At 60.5% G+C, this 14,680-nt stretch carries 21 protein-coding genes; 20 read left to right on the top strand and 1 reads right to left on the bottom strand.

Annotated features, from left to right (window positions below; translation table 11 throughout):
• Positions 1-17: 17 nt before the first annotated feature.
• The 12 genes from Q0799_RS07900 (at position 18) to Q0799_RS07845 (ending at position 6,869) form a co-directional block, all read left to right on the top strand.
• Complete coding sequence (locus Q0799_RS07900; RefSeq protein WP_298396730.1) at positions 18-1,016, top strand: major capsid protein; 999 nt, start codon at positions 18-20, stop codon at positions 1,014-1,016.
• Between the two features lie 139 nt (positions 1,017-1,155).
• Entirely contained in the window at positions 1,156-1,383 is a 228-nt protein-coding gene (locus tag Q0799_RS07895) for a hypothetical protein (protein WP_298396728.1), read from the top strand.
• Complete coding sequence (locus Q0799_RS07890) at positions 1,383-1,889, top strand: glycosyl hydrolase 108 family protein (protein ID WP_298396725.1); 507 nt, start codon at positions 1,383-1,385, stop codon at positions 1,887-1,889. The genes Q0799_RS07895 and Q0799_RS07890 overlap by 1 nt, the downstream gene beginning before the upstream one ends.
• Positions 1,886-2,323 (top strand): holin family protein, encoded by a 438-nt coding sequence (locus tag Q0799_RS07885; protein WP_298396722.1) that lies wholly within the window; start codon positions 1,886-1,888, stop codon positions 2,321-2,323. The genes Q0799_RS07890 and Q0799_RS07885 overlap by 4 nt, the downstream gene beginning before the upstream one ends.
• The gene (locus Q0799_RS07880) at positions 2,320-2,622 is read left to right on the top strand and encodes a hypothetical protein (protein ID WP_298396720.1); all 303 of its coding nucleotides are present in this window, start codon (positions 2,320-2,322) and stop codon (positions 2,620-2,622) included. The genes Q0799_RS07885 and Q0799_RS07880 overlap by 4 nt, the downstream gene beginning before the upstream one ends.
• On the top strand, positions 2,619-3,152 hold the full coding sequence (locus Q0799_RS07875; RefSeq protein WP_298396718.1) for a phage tail protein: 534 nt from the start codon (positions 2,619-2,621) through the stop codon (positions 3,150-3,152). The genes Q0799_RS07880 and Q0799_RS07875 overlap by 4 nt, the downstream gene beginning before the upstream one ends.
• The gene (locus Q0799_RS07870; RefSeq protein WP_298396716.1) at positions 3,149-3,658 is read left to right on the top strand and encodes a hypothetical protein; all 510 of its coding nucleotides are present in this window, start codon (positions 3,149-3,151) and stop codon (positions 3,656-3,658) included. The genes Q0799_RS07875 and Q0799_RS07870 overlap by 4 nt, the downstream gene beginning before the upstream one ends.
• Complete coding sequence (locus Q0799_RS07865; protein ID WP_298396714.1) at positions 3,655-4,299, top strand: phage baseplate assembly protein V; 645 nt, start codon at positions 3,655-3,657, stop codon at positions 4,297-4,299. Before Q0799_RS07870 ends, Q0799_RS07865 begins: the two co-directional genes overlap by 4 nt.
• A gap of 81 nt (positions 4,300-4,380) precedes the next feature.
• The gene (locus Q0799_RS07860) at positions 4,381-5,889 is read left to right on the top strand and encodes a phage tail sheath subtilisin-like domain-containing protein (RefSeq protein WP_298396711.1); all 1,509 of its coding nucleotides are present in this window, start codon (positions 4,381-4,383) and stop codon (positions 5,887-5,889) included.
• Complete coding sequence (locus Q0799_RS07855) at positions 5,886-6,392, top strand: phage major tail tube protein (RefSeq protein WP_298396708.1); 507 nt, start codon at positions 5,886-5,888, stop codon at positions 6,390-6,392. Before Q0799_RS07860 ends, Q0799_RS07855 begins: the two co-directional genes overlap by 4 nt.
• A gap of 13 nt (positions 6,393-6,405) precedes the next feature.
• Positions 6,406-6,597 carry a hypothetical protein gene (locus Q0799_RS07850; protein ID WP_281982962.1) on the top strand — a complete coding sequence of 64 codons (192 nt, stop codon included), beginning with the start codon at positions 6,406-6,408 and terminating at the stop codon, positions 6,595-6,597.
• Positions 6,597-6,869 (top strand): phage tail assembly protein, encoded by a 273-nt coding sequence (locus Q0799_RS07845; protein WP_298396703.1) that lies wholly within the window; start codon positions 6,597-6,599, stop codon positions 6,867-6,869. Before Q0799_RS07850 ends, Q0799_RS07845 begins: the two co-directional genes overlap by 1 nt.
• 75 nt (positions 6,870-6,944) lie before the next feature.
• Here Q0799_RS07845 and Q0799_RS07840 read toward each other — a convergent pair whose 3' ends face one another.
• Positions 6,945-7,172 (bottom strand): hypothetical protein, encoded by a 228-nt coding sequence (locus Q0799_RS07840; protein WP_298396700.1) that lies wholly within the window; start codon positions 7,170-7,172, stop codon positions 6,945-6,947.
• On the opposite strand from Q0799_RS07840, the gene Q0799_RS07835 reads away from it, so the two are divergent.
• The 8 genes from Q0799_RS07835 (at position 7,171) to Q0799_RS07800 (ending at position 14,678) form a co-directional block, all read left to right on the top strand.
• Positions 7,171-9,879, top strand: a complete 2,709-nt coding sequence (locus Q0799_RS07835) for a phage tail tape measure protein (RefSeq protein WP_298396696.1) — start codon at positions 7,171-7,173, stop codon at positions 9,877-9,879. The two genes, Q0799_RS07840 and Q0799_RS07835, sit on opposite strands and share 2 nt — an antisense overlap.
• Positions 9,876-10,760, top strand: coding sequence for a phage tail protein (locus Q0799_RS07830; RefSeq protein ID WP_298396693.1), 885 nt, complete (start codon positions 9,876-9,878; stop codon positions 10,758-10,760). Before Q0799_RS07835 ends, Q0799_RS07830 begins: the two co-directional genes overlap by 4 nt.
• Entirely contained in the window at positions 10,757-10,972 is a 216-nt protein-coding gene (locus Q0799_RS07825; RefSeq protein ID WP_298396691.1) for a tail protein X, read from the top strand. The genes Q0799_RS07830 and Q0799_RS07825 overlap by 4 nt, the downstream gene beginning before the upstream one ends.
• The gene (locus Q0799_RS07820) at positions 10,969-11,973 is read left to right on the top strand and encodes a phage late control D family protein (RefSeq protein WP_298396687.1); all 1,005 of its coding nucleotides are present in this window, start codon (positions 10,969-10,971) and stop codon (positions 11,971-11,973) included. Before Q0799_RS07825 ends, Q0799_RS07820 begins: the two co-directional genes overlap by 4 nt.
• Before the next feature lie 65 nt (positions 11,974-12,038).
• Positions 12,039-12,383 carry a GPW/gp25 family protein gene (locus Q0799_RS07815; protein WP_281982949.1) on the top strand — a complete coding sequence of 115 codons (345 nt, stop codon included), beginning with the start codon at positions 12,039-12,041 and terminating at the stop codon, positions 12,381-12,383.
• Complete coding sequence (locus Q0799_RS07810) at positions 12,380-13,237, top strand: baseplate J/gp47 family protein (RefSeq protein ID WP_298396679.1); 858 nt, start codon at positions 12,380-12,382, stop codon at positions 13,235-13,237. Before Q0799_RS07815 ends, Q0799_RS07810 begins: the two co-directional genes overlap by 4 nt.
• The gene (locus Q0799_RS07805) at positions 13,234-14,241 is read left to right on the top strand and encodes a phage tail protein I (protein WP_298396676.1); all 1,008 of its coding nucleotides are present in this window, start codon (positions 13,234-13,236) and stop codon (positions 14,239-14,241) included. Before Q0799_RS07810 ends, Q0799_RS07805 begins: the two co-directional genes overlap by 4 nt.
• Positions 14,241-14,678, top strand: a complete 438-nt coding sequence (locus Q0799_RS07800; RefSeq protein ID WP_298396673.1) for a hypothetical protein — start codon at positions 14,241-14,243, stop codon at positions 14,676-14,678. Before Q0799_RS07805 ends, Q0799_RS07800 begins: the two co-directional genes overlap by 1 nt.
• The last annotated feature ends 2 nt before the right edge of the window (positions 14,679-14,680 follow it).

Below are 14,680 nucleotides of genomic sequence, written 5' to 3'. Positions count from 1 at the left end.
CATCAAAGGAGCAAATCATGAACCTTGGCATTTTCGATTCCAACAAATTCAGCCTGCAAGAACTGACCGCTGCAATCAACGAAGCGCCAGCCCTGCCGTCGCGCATTGGCAGCCTCGGCCTTTTTGCAGAAGAAGGCATCCTCACCACCAACCTGACGGTTGAAAAGAACGTCGACACCCTGGCGCTGATTGCGAACCAGAGCCGTAGCGGCACCCCGACCGGCACTGGTGGCGGCACCCGTTCCGTGGTTGTTTTCCCGACCACCCACCTACCAACCATGGACATCGTCACCGCCGACGACATTCAGAACCTGCGCGCCTTTGGCTCCGCCTCGGAAGAGGAAACCATGCGCACATTCGTTGATCGCCGCTTGGCAAAGATGCGTCGCCGCCTGGACGCCACCATCGAGTACCAGCGTGTCGGCGCCATCAAGGGCAGCATCATCGACTCGGACGGAACCACGGTGATCAGCAACCTTTTCACCGCCTTCTCACTGACCCAGCAAACCTCAACCCTGACGCTTGGCACATCCACCGCAGATATTCGCGGCGAAGTCCTGGCCGCCATGGACAAGATGGAAAACGCCCTCGGCGCCGAGCCCTATTCTCGCGCTCGCTGCCTGTGCGGCAAGACCTTCTTCCGCGCGCTGATTTCTCACGCGAAGCTGGAGAAAGCATACGAACTGTACGAATCCGGCATTTTCCTGCGTAACGACCCGCGCAACGGCTTCGAGTTCGGCGGCGTCACCTTCGAGGAATACCGTGGCGCCATTGCTGGTGTTCCGTTCATTGCCGATGGCGAAGCCTACCTGTTCCCGGAAGGCGTCGACGACATGTTCATCACGCGCTTTGCCCCGGCCAACTACGTCGAGACCGCCAACACCATCGGCTTGCCGTACTACGCCAAGCAGGAAGTCAAGCCGCTCGGCAAGGGCGTCGACGTTGAGGCGCAATCGAACCCGATCAGCATCTGCACCCGTCCGCGCGCCGTCATCAAGCTGACCATCACGCCTTAATCCGCAACAACCAGACGGCGCACGGCTTGATCGCCGTTGCGCCGTTTTTACGACAGGAGCCATGATGACGGAAAGGCCAATGCGGAGGGCGCACACCTGCGATGGAGACCCGGAGACCACTTGTAACTACGCGGAAAACATGTCGGAAGCGACAGCGGAACGCGCAGTTAAAAAGTTTTTTGCCATTCTAGGCGTCGACGTCAGCAAGCCGGAAAGCGTGGAAGAGTTCCGCGAAGACCTCCGTTTCGGACGCAAGATGCGAAAGGTCGCAGACCACGGGCTTCTCGCCTTTTTCGGCGTCGTCGCAGCAGCATTGGCCGCCGCCGTTTGGGCCGGCATCGTCTCAAAATTGAACGGAGGCCACTAATGGCTGAATTCCTGCCCGCATTCGAGAAGATGATCCGCCGTGAGGGCGGTTACGTGCTGCACACCGTTGCCGGAGACCGGGGCGGCCAAACCTACGCCGGAATTGCACGAAACGCATGGCCGCAATGGGAAGCGTGGCGCGCCATTGATGACGGCGATATGCCGCCCGCCGAAGTGGTGCGCGCCTTCTACCAAGCTCAGTTTTGGTTTTCAATCCACGGCGACAAAATCACCGACCAGTCCATCGCCGAAACCATCTTCGATTTTTCCGTGAATGGCGGGGTCAAGACGGCTTCCATCCTCGCGCAAACCATTGTTGGCGTCACGCCAGATGGCAAGATCGGCCCCAAGACGCTCGCTGCGATCAACGCTCAAAATTCGGAGAAGTTCATCATGGCCTATGCCCTTGCAAAAATCGCCAGATACGCCGCCATTGTTCGCCGCGACCGCAGCCAGCAGAAATTCCTGCTCGGCTGGGTGAGCCGCGCACTGGAGGGCGTGGCATGACACCACTCCTGATTGGCGGCATCATTGACACCGTGGGCCGCATTGCCGACAACCTCATCACCACGGACAAAGAGCGGCTCGACGCGCAGATTGAACTCGAGAAGATCGGCATCGAGTCGCAAAAGATCGACGCCGGATTGCTCTCCGGGCAGCAGGAAATCAACAAGGTCGAAGCGGCCAGTCAAAGCGTGTTCGTCTCCGGGTGGCGGCCTGCTGTTGGATGGGTGTGCGTCGCCGCGCTGGCCTATCAGTTCCTGGCTTACCCCGCTCTGGTCTGGGCCTGGGCCGCAATGCAGGCCGCCGGATGGGTTCCTGTCGAACTGACCAACCCGCCCATGCTTGAAACGGACAGCCTGTACGTCGTCCTGTTCGGCTTGCTCGGCATCGGCGGCATGCGCAGCTTCGAGAAATCAAAAGGCCTCACCGCCAAATGACAGACTTCTCCGCCATCGCTGCACGCCTCGACACCGCCGTTTTCTCCCGACTGTCAGACCCGGCGTCCATCGACGGGCGGCCGGTGCGCGGCATGTTCCGCGCGCCCTGGATGCAGCCGGCCATGGGCACCATGCAGACCGGCCTCAACGAACCGACGCTGGTTGTGCGCGATGCCGATGTGGCAGACGCCGGACAGGGCAGCTTGGTCGAAAACGCCGGAAAGACGTTTGACGTGGTGAGCATCGAGCCGGATGGAACCGGCACAACCACGCTGGTTCTTCGACTGAGGCTGCCATGATCGGCATGGATGTCCAAGTCGATAGCGCCGAAATCGACAAGCTGCTGGGCATGCTGCACGTCTCGAAGGAGGCATGCCGCCGCGCCTCCAAGCGCGCCGTGCGCAAGGTTGCAAAATGGACGCAAGCCACAGCCGCCAAGACAATGTCTGCCGAAATGCGCCTGCAGCAAAGAATCATGCGCGCAAGACTCCGAATGTACATGCGCGGTGACGGCATGGAGCAAAAGGTCTGGCTCGGCCTGAACTCGCTGGCCGCTCGCCGCCTCGGCATCCCGAAGAGACAAGGAACCGGAACGAAGGTCGGCGCCCATTTCTTCGACGGCGCATTTCCGATCTGGAAGTTTGGCGGCGGTGTCTATCGCAGAACAACGTCGGATCGGTTCCCGCTCGAGCTTGCAAAGCTGGAAATCGACCAGGCCGGCGCCAAGGCGCTGCAGGACGCATCACGCCGCGCTGAATCCCGGCTGCTTGAGATATTGAGGCAGGAACTCAACTACGAATTTCAGAAGTCCATGGGGCGCGCAAAATGACACTCACCGACATTGTTGACGCAACCGTCGCCAAACTCCGGGATGCAATGCCCGACGTTCCAACCATAGAAGGCGACCCACCTCCGCATGCGCAGCGATCCATTCGCGTGCCCGCCGTCTACCTTGAAATTTCCGAACTTGAGCCGGTCAGCAATCCGGGCGATGGCCGCGTATCGGTTGACGCTCGGTTCGAGGCGCGCTGCGTTGTCGATCCAAACGGCACGCGCAGCCACCTCGCCGTCCGCGAGCTTGCCAGCCGCGTCGTTCGCGCCCTGCAGGAAATCCGCCGCCCGGTCGCCGGGCATGGCCACATCCGCATAGAACGCGCCGGAGACGAAATGTTCCGCCCGAAAATGGACGGCTACGAGGTGTGGGTGGTCGAGTATGGCGTCGAGGTTTATCTCGGCGAACTCGAACCCGCTGGCGTCACTCCCACCGAGATTTACTTCGGCATGACGCCGGCCATTGGACCGAATCACGTCCCAGACTACGAGCGGATCGCATGAGCTTCGATATTGCCGAGATAGAGCGTCGGCTTTCCAACCTGGCCCGCATCGGGACAGTCGCCGAGGCCGACTACGCCAAAGCGCTTGTCCGCGTACGCAGCGATGGATTCACTACGGAGTGGTTGCCTTGGATCACCAGACGCGCTGGCGGCGACATCGACTGGTGGGCGCCAGAGGTCGGCGAGCAGGTTCTGGTTATCGCACCGTCCGGCCTCATGGAGGACGCCTTTGTCATTCCAGCGCTGTATTCCAACAGCCGACCAGAGCCGGAACAGTCGCCCGACAAACATACCGTGCGGTACGCAAACGGCGACGTTGTCACGCATGACCGAAGCAACGGATCATGGTTCATCCAGTGCACTGGCGAAATAACCGTCCATGCTGGCGGGCCTGTCACCATCATTGCGGCTGGCCCGGTGCTTGTTCAGGCGCCATCAGTCACCCTGGACACCCCGGAAACCACATGCACGGGAAACCTCACTATCGCCAAGAACCTGGCGATTCAGGGCGGCGGCGGCGGTACGTCGACGCGCATCACTGGCAATATCGAAATGATCGGCAATATCGCCGTGGAAGGCAGCATCAACGCCAGTGGCAGCATTATCGACAGCGGTGGCAATACCAACCACCACTCGCACTGAGACTGGGCGGAAATCCCGCCGACAGACATTTAAACCACCGCCAGTCAGCATGGCCGCATTCTCAACCAGAGGAGCAGCCCAATGCCTGAACAATTTCTCCACGGCGTAGAGGTAGTCGAACTCGACTACGGCGCCCGGCCCATTTCAACCGTCCGGTCGAGCGTCATCGGCTTGATTGGCACCGCACCGGATTCGCAGCCACAAACCACCGCGAGCCTCAATACCGGAACGCTGGCCGCCAACAATGCGCTGACCTTTACCTCCGTCAGCGCAGGCGCCATCGGCAATCAAACCTCGATCAAGTTGCGCAACCCGCAAACAGCCAGCGCCGCACTGTCTGTCGTGGTGAATGGCTCGGCGATTGTCGTCAATCTCGCCACCGACAGCGGCGGCTTGGTGACCTCAACCGCAACCGCCGTCAAGGCCGCCATCGACGCCAAGGCAGAAGCCGCCGCACTGGTGACCGTTTCCAATACCGGCGCCTCGAACGGCTCCGGTGTCGTTGCGGCGATCAACAGCACGATGTTCCTGGACGGCGGGAATGATGAAGCATTCCCGGTCAACGTCCCGGTGCTGGTTGCCGGCAGCCGCCTCGAAGCCGCCAAGCTCGGCACCGCCGGCACGCTGCCCGCCGCCATCGACGCCATCTTCGACCAGGCCGGCGCCATGGTGGTGGTGGTTCGCGTAGAGGCCGGCATCGACGCCGCCGCCACCAAGAGCAATATCATCGGCGGCGTGGATGTTGCCACAGGCCAGTACAAGGGCGTCCAGGCATTCCTCGGGGCCGAGAGCATCGTCAAGGTTCAGCCGAAGATTCTGATCGCCCCCGGATTCTCGAACGACATGGCCGTCGTCTCCGAAATGCTTGGCATCGCCGACCGACTCCGCGCCGTCATCTTGGCGGACGGCCCGAACACCACCGACCAGGCCGCTATTGGCTACCGCGAACAATTCGGCTCCGCCCGCGTTTACGTGGTCGATCCGTGGGTCAAGGTCTGGGACACCGAGGCCAACGCCGAGGCGCTGCAGCCTGCCTCCGCTCGCGTTGCCGGCATGATTGCACGCTCCGATAACGACCGGGGATTCTGGTGGTCGCCGTCGAACACCGAAATGTACGGCATCACCGGCACGGCACGCTCCGTCGATTTCACGCTCGGCGATGTCAATGCCAGAGCCAACTACCTCAACGAAAACGAGGTGGCCACCATCATCCAGAAGGACGGCTACCGCCTGTGGGGCAATCGCACCTGTGCCGCCGACCCGAAGTGGGCTTTCCTGTCCGTACGCCGCACCGCCGACATGATCAACGAATCGTTGCTTCGCGCCCACATGTGGGCCGTCGACCGCAACATCACCAAGACCTACGTCCAGGACGTTCTCGAAGGCGTCAATTCGTACCTGCGCCATCTGACGGCGGTCGGGGCCATTCTCGGCGGCAAGGCATGGGCCGATCCGGCACTGAACACCCCGGACCAGATCAGTCAGGGCAAGGTCTATTTCGACTTCGACTTCACGCCGCCCTATCCGGCCGAGCACATCACATTCCGCTCGCGCCTCGTCAATGACTACATCGAGGAAATCTTCAAATGATCGCCGACATCCTGTACGACCTGAATCTGTTCGTCGATGGCCGTGGCTATGCCGGCCGCGTCAAGGAAATCAAGCTCCCGACTATCAAGCCGAAAATGATGGGCTACCAGGCCGGCGGCATGGCCGCCGAAGTCGACGTTCCGATGGGGCGCTTCGAGAAGCTGGAAGCCGAAGCCACGCTCTACGCCTTCGACAAAGACGTCCTGAACCTCATGCGCGTCCTTCCCGGCGAGCAGTTTGCATTCACGGCGCGCGGCTCAAAGGTCAGCGACGACGGCACGAAGAAGCCTGTCGTTGTCACCATGCGCGGCCTGCTCTCAGAGGTCGACATGGACACGTGGAAGCCGGGCGACGAAATGCCGCTCAAGCTCAAAATGAGCCTGCGTTATTACAAGCTCGAGGATGACGGCGCCGTGGTCTATGAAATCGACCCGGTCAATTACAAGGCTGTCGTCAACGGCAAAGACCAACTCGAAACCACCCGCCAGCACCTGGCGATTTAACCGGAGATCAACCATGAAGAAGCAATACACCGCACTGAAGCCTTTTGCGCACGAGAACTCCTACTGCGAGAAGGGCGCTACCGTCGAACTGACGGACAAGCAGGCCGAGTTCCTCCTGGCCGGCGAATATGTCGAGCCGGCCAAAGCCGCCGAGTCTGTTGCCGCGCCCGCTGCCAAGGCCAAGAAAACCGAAGGGGCTGCGTAATGAGCGAGCGCAGCACGATTGCGCTGGATCATCCCATCGAGGCGGACGGCGTCCGCCTTGAGCGGCTGTCCATCCGCCGCCCCAAGGTGCGCGACTTGCTGACCGCCAATAAGTCCGGCGGCGGCGATGAGGTCGCTCGTGAAATCCGCTTGTTTGCCAACCTATGCGAGGTCGCCCCCGAGGTTATCGAAGACCTCGACATGGCCGACTACGGAAAGCTGCAGGATGCCTACGCGGGTTTTACGTCAGGCTCGCAGACGAAGCGAGCCTGAGACGTGTTGTAGTGGATGTGGCGAGCGTCACCGGGTGGAGCCTGTCGGAACTTCTGGAACTTCCACATGACGAGCTTATCGCCTGGCGCGCCAGCCTTCCCGAACAGCCCGCCACATAGCAACAAATGACCGCCCGGCATCGGCAACTGGATCAACCAGGAGCAGCCGGGCGATCAGCATCAAGGGGATTGCAGCGAGCGCAGCAAGCAAGCCGACAACCGCACTCTCCATCACATTGAGGTCGCTCGTTGCGAACGCGGCGACAGCGGCAGAGAACCAGATTATATAAGCGAGGATTTTCATGCTTGGGAAAATGGCGTTAGCCTTCACGATTGGGGCTGCAATATCGGACAAGCATGCTCCTGCTGTCGGTAAAGTTCAAGCGGACTTCACCAAGCTCGGCAGCGCCGTCAAGAACCTGTCTGCCCAGTCAAAAGGCCTCGAGCGATTCGACAGGGCGAGAGACGCCTTTCTCAAAGCCGCCGCCGGAGCCAGCGAAGCAAAAGCAAAGCTGGCCGCACTCAAAGCAGAATACGACAAAGCGCCGTCAGACCGGCTTGAAAAACAAGTTCGCAAAGCAACGGATGCCTTCGAGGCCGCAAAGATCAAGGCATTCGACAAACGAAAGGCGCTGACCGACCTCAAGAAAACGCTCAACGAAGCCGGGATCGCCACCCACAAGCTGGCCGACGAGAAAATCAGGCTCGGCAAGGCGCTCGACGAGTCGCGCTCGAAGCTGGAGAAATACAACGCCGTTCAGTCGCAGCGCCAGCGTGTCGGCGCCGCCTGGGAGGAAACCAAGGGCAGCGTCGCCATCGGGGCCGCCGCTGCAGCGTCGTTCGGGGCCGTGGTCTCAAAGCCCGTCATGAACACGGCAAAGCACGAGGACCAGATTCGCCAGGTGGCCATCACCGGGGAATTTGCCGGAACCGAGCAAGAGGCACAGCTTGGCGCCACCGTGCGCAGGAACGCGCAGCTATTCAACCAGACCACCGAGGACATCAATAAAGGTCTTCAGGTACTCGTCGCCGAGGGCGTGGACGCACGAAAGGCCGGCGATATGTCCGCCATTCTCGCCAAGGGCGCCACCGCCACGCGGGCGAGCTTTGAAGACCTGGCCAAGATGACGGCCAACTTCGACAAGGTGCTCGGCGTCAAGGACATGGAACTGGCCTACAGCCAGGTTGCCAAGGCGGGAAAGCTCGGCAGCTTCGAGATCAAGGACATGGCAAAGTGGTTCCCAAACCTCGGCGGCATGATGAAGTCGCTCGGGGTCACCGGGAACGATGCCGTGGTCAGCATGGCGGCGCGCCTTCAAATCGCCAAGATGACCGCAGGCAGTAGTGACGAGGCCGCCAATAACCTGAAGAACTTTTTAGCCAAGCTGACGAGCCCGGACACTCAAAAGGATTTCGGAAAGCTCGGCATCGATCTTCAGAAGCGGATGATGGGCGCAGCCGCAAAAGGCCTCGACCCAATCTCTGCCGGCGTCAGTACCGTCATGGAGCAAATGGCGAAGAAATCGCCGGAGGCTGCCGCCGCCATGAAGAAGATGGCTGCCGAGGTTGCCGCCATTAAAGACCCTGCGGAGCGCGCTGCAGAGCTTGAACGTCGCCGAGGCTTTATTGAGAAGCTCGGCGAGCGCGCCGGAATCGGGAAAATGTTCCAGGACATGCAGGCCGTGTCCTACCTGCTCGCAGAGGTGCAGAATCAGGACAAGCTGAAGTCAATTACCGAACAGACGAAAAGCGGACGCTCATCCTCTGGCGCCATGACCATCGATCAGGATTTTGCAGATCAAATGGACTTGACGACGGAAAAACTGAAGTCATCAAGCATCGCGTTGAGCGAGTTCGGGAAGGTCGTCGGCACTGCATTGATGCCGGCGGTTCGCGTTGCAGTTGATGGCTTCACAACCGTGGTCACCGGACTATCGAACCTCGGTAAAGAATTCCCCAAGGCCGCCCAAGCGGTAGTTATCGGCGCAACCCTGATCGGCGGAGGACTGGTTGTCGGCAAGCTGATCCTGGCCGCACGGTCAATCGTCGGCCTGGTTTCCGCTCTGCGCGGACTCTCGGCGGCGCAATCTGCGCTCGCTGGCGGCGGGATGATTTCAAAGCTCGTCAGCGGATTCTCACGTATTGGGCCTGCGATTGGCGCCGTGGCACGAACCGTCATGTCTTACGGCCCAGCCATCGGCAGCGCGCTGTCCGGCGTGTTCCGTGTCCTTGCATTTACACCATGGGGCCGCGCCGTGTCGCTCATCGTCATGGCCGGGACGCTCATCTGGCAGAACTGGGATTTAATCAAGAGCAAGGCGTCCGCCGTTTTTTCATTTGTCAGCGGAGCATTCAGCAGCGTCGTCGGATGGGCTGGATCAATTCCGTCTGCGCTGGCATCAATAGGCGGGGCCATTCTCGGCGCCATGAAGAGTGCGTTTTCATGGACGCCACTCGGGATGATCATCAACAACTGGGGCGCCATCACCACGTTTTTCCAGACGATGCCTTCCAAGTTCGCGTCATTCGGAGCGGCGATTATCGACGGCCTTTCCGCCGGGTTCGCATCCAAGGTCGAGTCGCTCAAGGCCACTGTGACCGGCCTCGGGGATAGCGTCGCAGGATGGTTTAAGGAAAAGCTCGGCATTCGCTCTCCGTCGCGCGTGTTTATGGGATTCGGCGAAATGGTCGGCGAAGGGGCGCGCCTCGGCATTGCATCAACGATTGGCGCCGTGGCACTTGCCGGCAGCCAGCTTGCTGGTGCCGCCCAATCAAGCCTTGGTGCGCCACAAAGCCCGATTGCAATCACCCGCCAGGCGATGCCGGCCGGAAACCAAAGCAACCAACCTGGGCAAGCGTCCGGGGCCACGCCTTCGGTCAGCATCACCCAGACATTTCACATAACCCAACTCGCCGGGGAAGACTCGGCGGCATTAGCCAGGAGAGTTGCCGAAATGGTTAAGCGAGAAACAGAAGGCGCGAAGCGCGCTGCACTCGGAGACTGGGCATGAGCAGTTTCAACGTCGACATTTCCGGGATTATTTCAGGCGCCATCACCCCGGTGAAGAATGCAGTCTCCGGGGCTGCTAGCATCATTGACCGCGCGAAATCTGCCGCATCCGGCGCATCCGGCGCTCTTGGCCAGATCACCACTGCGCTTGAGAAAAATAGCCTCGTTTCATTCGCAAAGGGGTTTGCCGATGCGCCGACCAATGCGCTGTCGTCTGCGGCAAAAAAGCTCGGGTTCGACGACGCGGCAAAGGCAATCAAGACGGGCAGAATCGACGACATCGTTTCTGCCGCCGGCAAGGACGCCGTGGAGCTTTTGACGGCGGAAGGGACGCGCCAAATCAACAAGGCCATCGACGGCATGCTTGGCGGCCTTGGCGAACTGATCGGATCACTCGACACGTCAGACCACCCACCCGTTGGTGATGTTCTGCTAATCCTTGGCTTATTCCCGTTCATGGTCGGCACCATGGCCCACCAGAGCATCAAACGGACCAGCGAATACCGCTGGCCGAATCAGGATCGAATAACCCGCGCCCCAGCCCACCAGTTTGTCGGCGTCGGCATTGACCGGATTGAGCTTGAAGGCTACCTACTGCCGCACTACACCGGCAGCACTTCGCACATTCAAACCCTGCGCCGCATGGCGGAGGCTGGCGAGCCCTACGAGCTTGTCGACCACTACGGCAGTGCCTATGGGCGTTACGTTGTTTTGCGCGTAGAGGAAACCAGAACAGAGCTTGATCGCGTCGGCCAGCCGCGCCGCGTCGATTTCCGCCTGGAGCTTGCGGCTTACGGCGAGGACGATGTTGTGGCCACGACCAGCGGTTCGTCGCAAAAAACAGCATCAAGCGATCAGCAGCCGGAGGAAATGACAGCATGAGCAGGACATACATGACGCGCGACGGCGAAATGCTCGACGCCATTGCCGCTCGCGTTTACGGCAACGAGGCCGCCGTCCACGACATCATTGACGCCAACCCTGGCATTGCCTCTATGCAGGAAAGACTCCCGGCCGGCGTGAAGATCATTCTTCCCGACCTTCAGACGCCTGTCGGCAACCCGAAAACCGTCCGCCTATGGGGGCGGGGATGAAGCCGACATTCCGTGTGGTTGCTGACGGCGCGGACATTACCGGGAAGATTGCCGAACGCCTCCTGTCGCTCAGGGTCACCGATGAGGCCGGCATTACCTCCGATCAGGTCGAGATTGCCCTCGATGACCGAGGCGGCGAGATCAGCCTCCCGCCGACCGGAGCCGAACTTTCGGTGTCGCTTGGTTATGAAAATGGCATTATTTACAACCTCGGCAAGTACAGCGTCGACGAGGTTGAAATCTCCGGGCCGCCGTGGTCAATGACGCTGCGTGGCAAGGCGGCCGACATGAAAGCCAGCCTTAAAAGCTGGAGAAAAGAGGACTACCACAAGACGACGCTCGGGAAGATTCTCACCACTATTGCGCAGCGCCACGGATTGAAGCCAGCCATTGCCAGCGAGTTCTCCGGCATCGCCGTCGACCACCTCGACCAGACTTACGAATCCGACCTCCACATCATCACTCGCCTCGCCGAGCAGTACGGCGCCGTGGCAAAGCCGGCCGGCGGGAGCCTGCTGTTTGTGAAGCGCGGCGCCGGCTCAGATGCCGATGGAAAGCCACTCCCACCTGTGGCGATTCCTGGCCACCAAATCATCGACTGGCGCGCAGCGATTCACGACCGCCAGTTCTATTCCCGCGTCGGCGCCCATTACAAGGACAAGCGTGGCGCCAAGGTGACCTACGTCTATTCCGGCGACGGCGAGCCGGTGATGTATTTGCGGCACCCGTTCAAAAGCCAACAGGACGCCGTCTCCGCAGCCGAGGCGAAGCTGCGGCAATTGAGGCGCGGCCGAACATCACTTTCGCTTTCCATCGTCGGAAACCCGATGATCTGCGCAGAAATGCCGATCATCGTGTCCGGGTTTCGAGACGGCGTCGACGGCGAGTGGATTGTGACCAGGGCGGAGCACACGCTCGATGGCAGCGGATTGACCACACGCCTCGAGGCGCAGCGCCGCGATGACTTCGCCATTGACCAAGCGGGCAGCGACAACGGCTAGACCGCAGGGTAGCAGGAAATCCCGCCGACAGACGCCACCCGTGAATATGGGCACTCTGCTGCTCCATGAGCGGCATGAACACACACTCCGGCGGCGAGCTTGACGGCATTGAGCACCTCAAGCAATCGATCCGCGACATTCTGACCACCCCAATTGGGACGCGGGTAATGCGCCGTGCCTACGGATCGCGCCTGTTCGACCTCGTCGACGCGCCAATCAACCGCAGAACCATCGCTTCGATTTATGCAGCCACGGCTGACGCGCTGCGCAAATGGGAGCCTCGCTTCGTTCTCAAGCGCGTCTCGCTTGAAAAGGCGACGCCCGGCACCGTGTCGCTGACGCTGTTTGGCGAGTACGTTGCCAACGGCAGCACGGGGAACACTACCTTGACCGTCGAGGTGGCGCGGTGAGCATCGACTTGACCAAGCTCCCAGCCCCCGCCGTCGTCGAATCGCTGAATTTTGAGACGATTCTGGCGACCATCAAGGCCGACGTCATTGCCAATTACCCGGACGCCGCCGCCACCCTGCAGCTTGAATCCGAGCCGATCACCAAGTTGATCGAGGTTTTTGCATATCGTGAACTCATGCTCCGGGCGCGCATCAACGACGCCGCTCGGTCGGTCATGCTGGCCTATGCCGTATCAACCGACCTCGATCACCTGGCCGCCTTGGTTGGCGTGTCGCGCCTCGATGGCGAAACGGACGATCGTCTCCGGTACAGGACACAACTTTCACTCGAAGGCTTCTCAACCGCCGGCCCTGTGCTTTCCTACGTTTTCCACGCGCTATCGGCGTCGAATCAGGTTAAAGACGTCTATGTGCACAGCCCAATCCCAGGCGATGTTCGAGTGGTTGTATTGGCCACGCCGTCAACAGAAAACCCAGGCGGCGTACCTGCAGCCGGTCTTCTGGCAGCGGTCGGAGCAGCACTGAACGCAGGCGACATTCGCCCGCTGTGTGACACCGTCAGCACTCTGCCAGCGACCGTATCGACATATACGGTTGCCGCGACGCTGACTTGCACACCCGGCCCGGACACCGCAGTTGTGCTTGCCGCCGCCGTTGCTGCAATTGAATCCTACACCACAGAGCAATTCCGCCTTGGTTACGACATTACAGTGTCCGGAATTCACGCCGCGCTGCACCAGCCAGGCGTGATGCGCGTTGATTTGACCAGTCCGCCTGCCAGCATTGTCATTTCCTCCGATCAGGCCGCGCGTTGCGTTTCAATCGACGTGTCGATTGCTGGGGTTGGCGTATGAGCACACTACTGCCGCCCAATAGTAGCCCGATTGAGCGCGCCGTAGAGGCGGCCACAGCGCTTGGAATTGACCTCCGCATTTCCGATCTTTGGAACCCGCAAACCTGCCCAGACTCTGCGCTGCCATGGCTTGCATGGGCGCTCCACGTGTCCGACTCGGAGGGGTGGAAGCTCGCCGTGACAACCGATCAAAGGCGCGCGCTGATTGCAAAATCCATCACCCTTCACCAGAAGAAGGGCACTCCATGGAGCATTAAAGAAGCACTCAAGGCCGCAGGATTCAACGATCTTGATATTCAGGAGCATTTGCCGCAGAACCGCTACGACGGGACTATCGGGCACGCTGGTGCGGAGTTCTACAACGCCTATGGCTGGGCGCAGTTTCGGGTCACCGCAGACGCCGGGGACGATCAACCAATTAGCGCGGCGAACACCGCCCGCGTTGTTGAAACCATTAACGAGTGGAAGCCGGCCCGCTGCCACCTGGTGGATGTTCAATACCGCGCCAGCGTCACCGAAACGTTGAGCAGCAGCGAAGCCACAACCGTGGCGGCCGAACTCGCCCAGGAAGATTCGCACCTTTGGGGCCGCCGCCTGTACGACGGCAGCCTTGCATTCAACCAAGGACTGCTGCACACCCATGAGGGGGCATTCGCCTTCAATGGCTCGGCGGATTACTCCGGTTTTACCGCAGCCGGCGAGCGTTTCGACGCGGCGCGCGAAGCCGATGAAATGGCCGGGGTGCTGGCGCTGTCCGATGTGCAGTCGCGCGGACCGCTGTTTGATGGCTTTGGTGACTACGGCGGCTCCATGGATTTCGGCGTATCCGCTCCGGTGGCAGAAGACCTCCCCATGCCTATCGTGGTGACGCGCCACCTGAGCTATGACGGCCGCCGCGCTTTTTCGGCGCATCGCTTCGATGGCATCGGAGCCTATGTCGGCGAGTTCACTTATTTCGGAAACATCCCTTATGCAGGGGACGTTTCAACCACCCTGGAGGCGTAATGAATTTTTCAGACAACCAACCCATGCGCGGAGATTTTCGCCTTGAAGTTCGTCGCAACGGTGTGCTGGAGCAGGTTTTTGAAGAGAAGAACCTGATTGTCAACGGCGCAAAGGATCAACTTGCCCGGCTGGTTGGCGGAAGCGGCGCCAATCGGCAGATTACCCAGATTGGCTTCGGTATTGGCGCCGCCGCTGCATCGCCGGGCAATACCGCGCTGACATCGGCGTACACCAAGCCGGTGACATCGGTGGAGTACCCGACTACCGGGCAGGTTCGCTTCAACTGGACGCTATCGACCGCCGAGGCCAATGGGAAGTCCATTACCGAGTTCGGCCTGGTCTGTGCGGATGGCACGTTGTTTTCCCGCAAGGTTCGGGCGCCCATTCAAAAGGAGTCGGACCTTTCGCTGTCCGGTGCCTGGACCATCATTTTTTAAGG

The sequence above is a fragment of the uncultured Azonexus sp. genome (assembly GCF_937982035.1).
Lineage (GTDB): Bacteria > Pseudomonadota > Gammaproteobacteria > Burkholderiales > Rhodocyclaceae > Azonexus.
The sequence above is the reverse complement of the archived record's forward strand: the minus strand, read 5'-3'. Positions and strand labels throughout refer to the sequence as shown.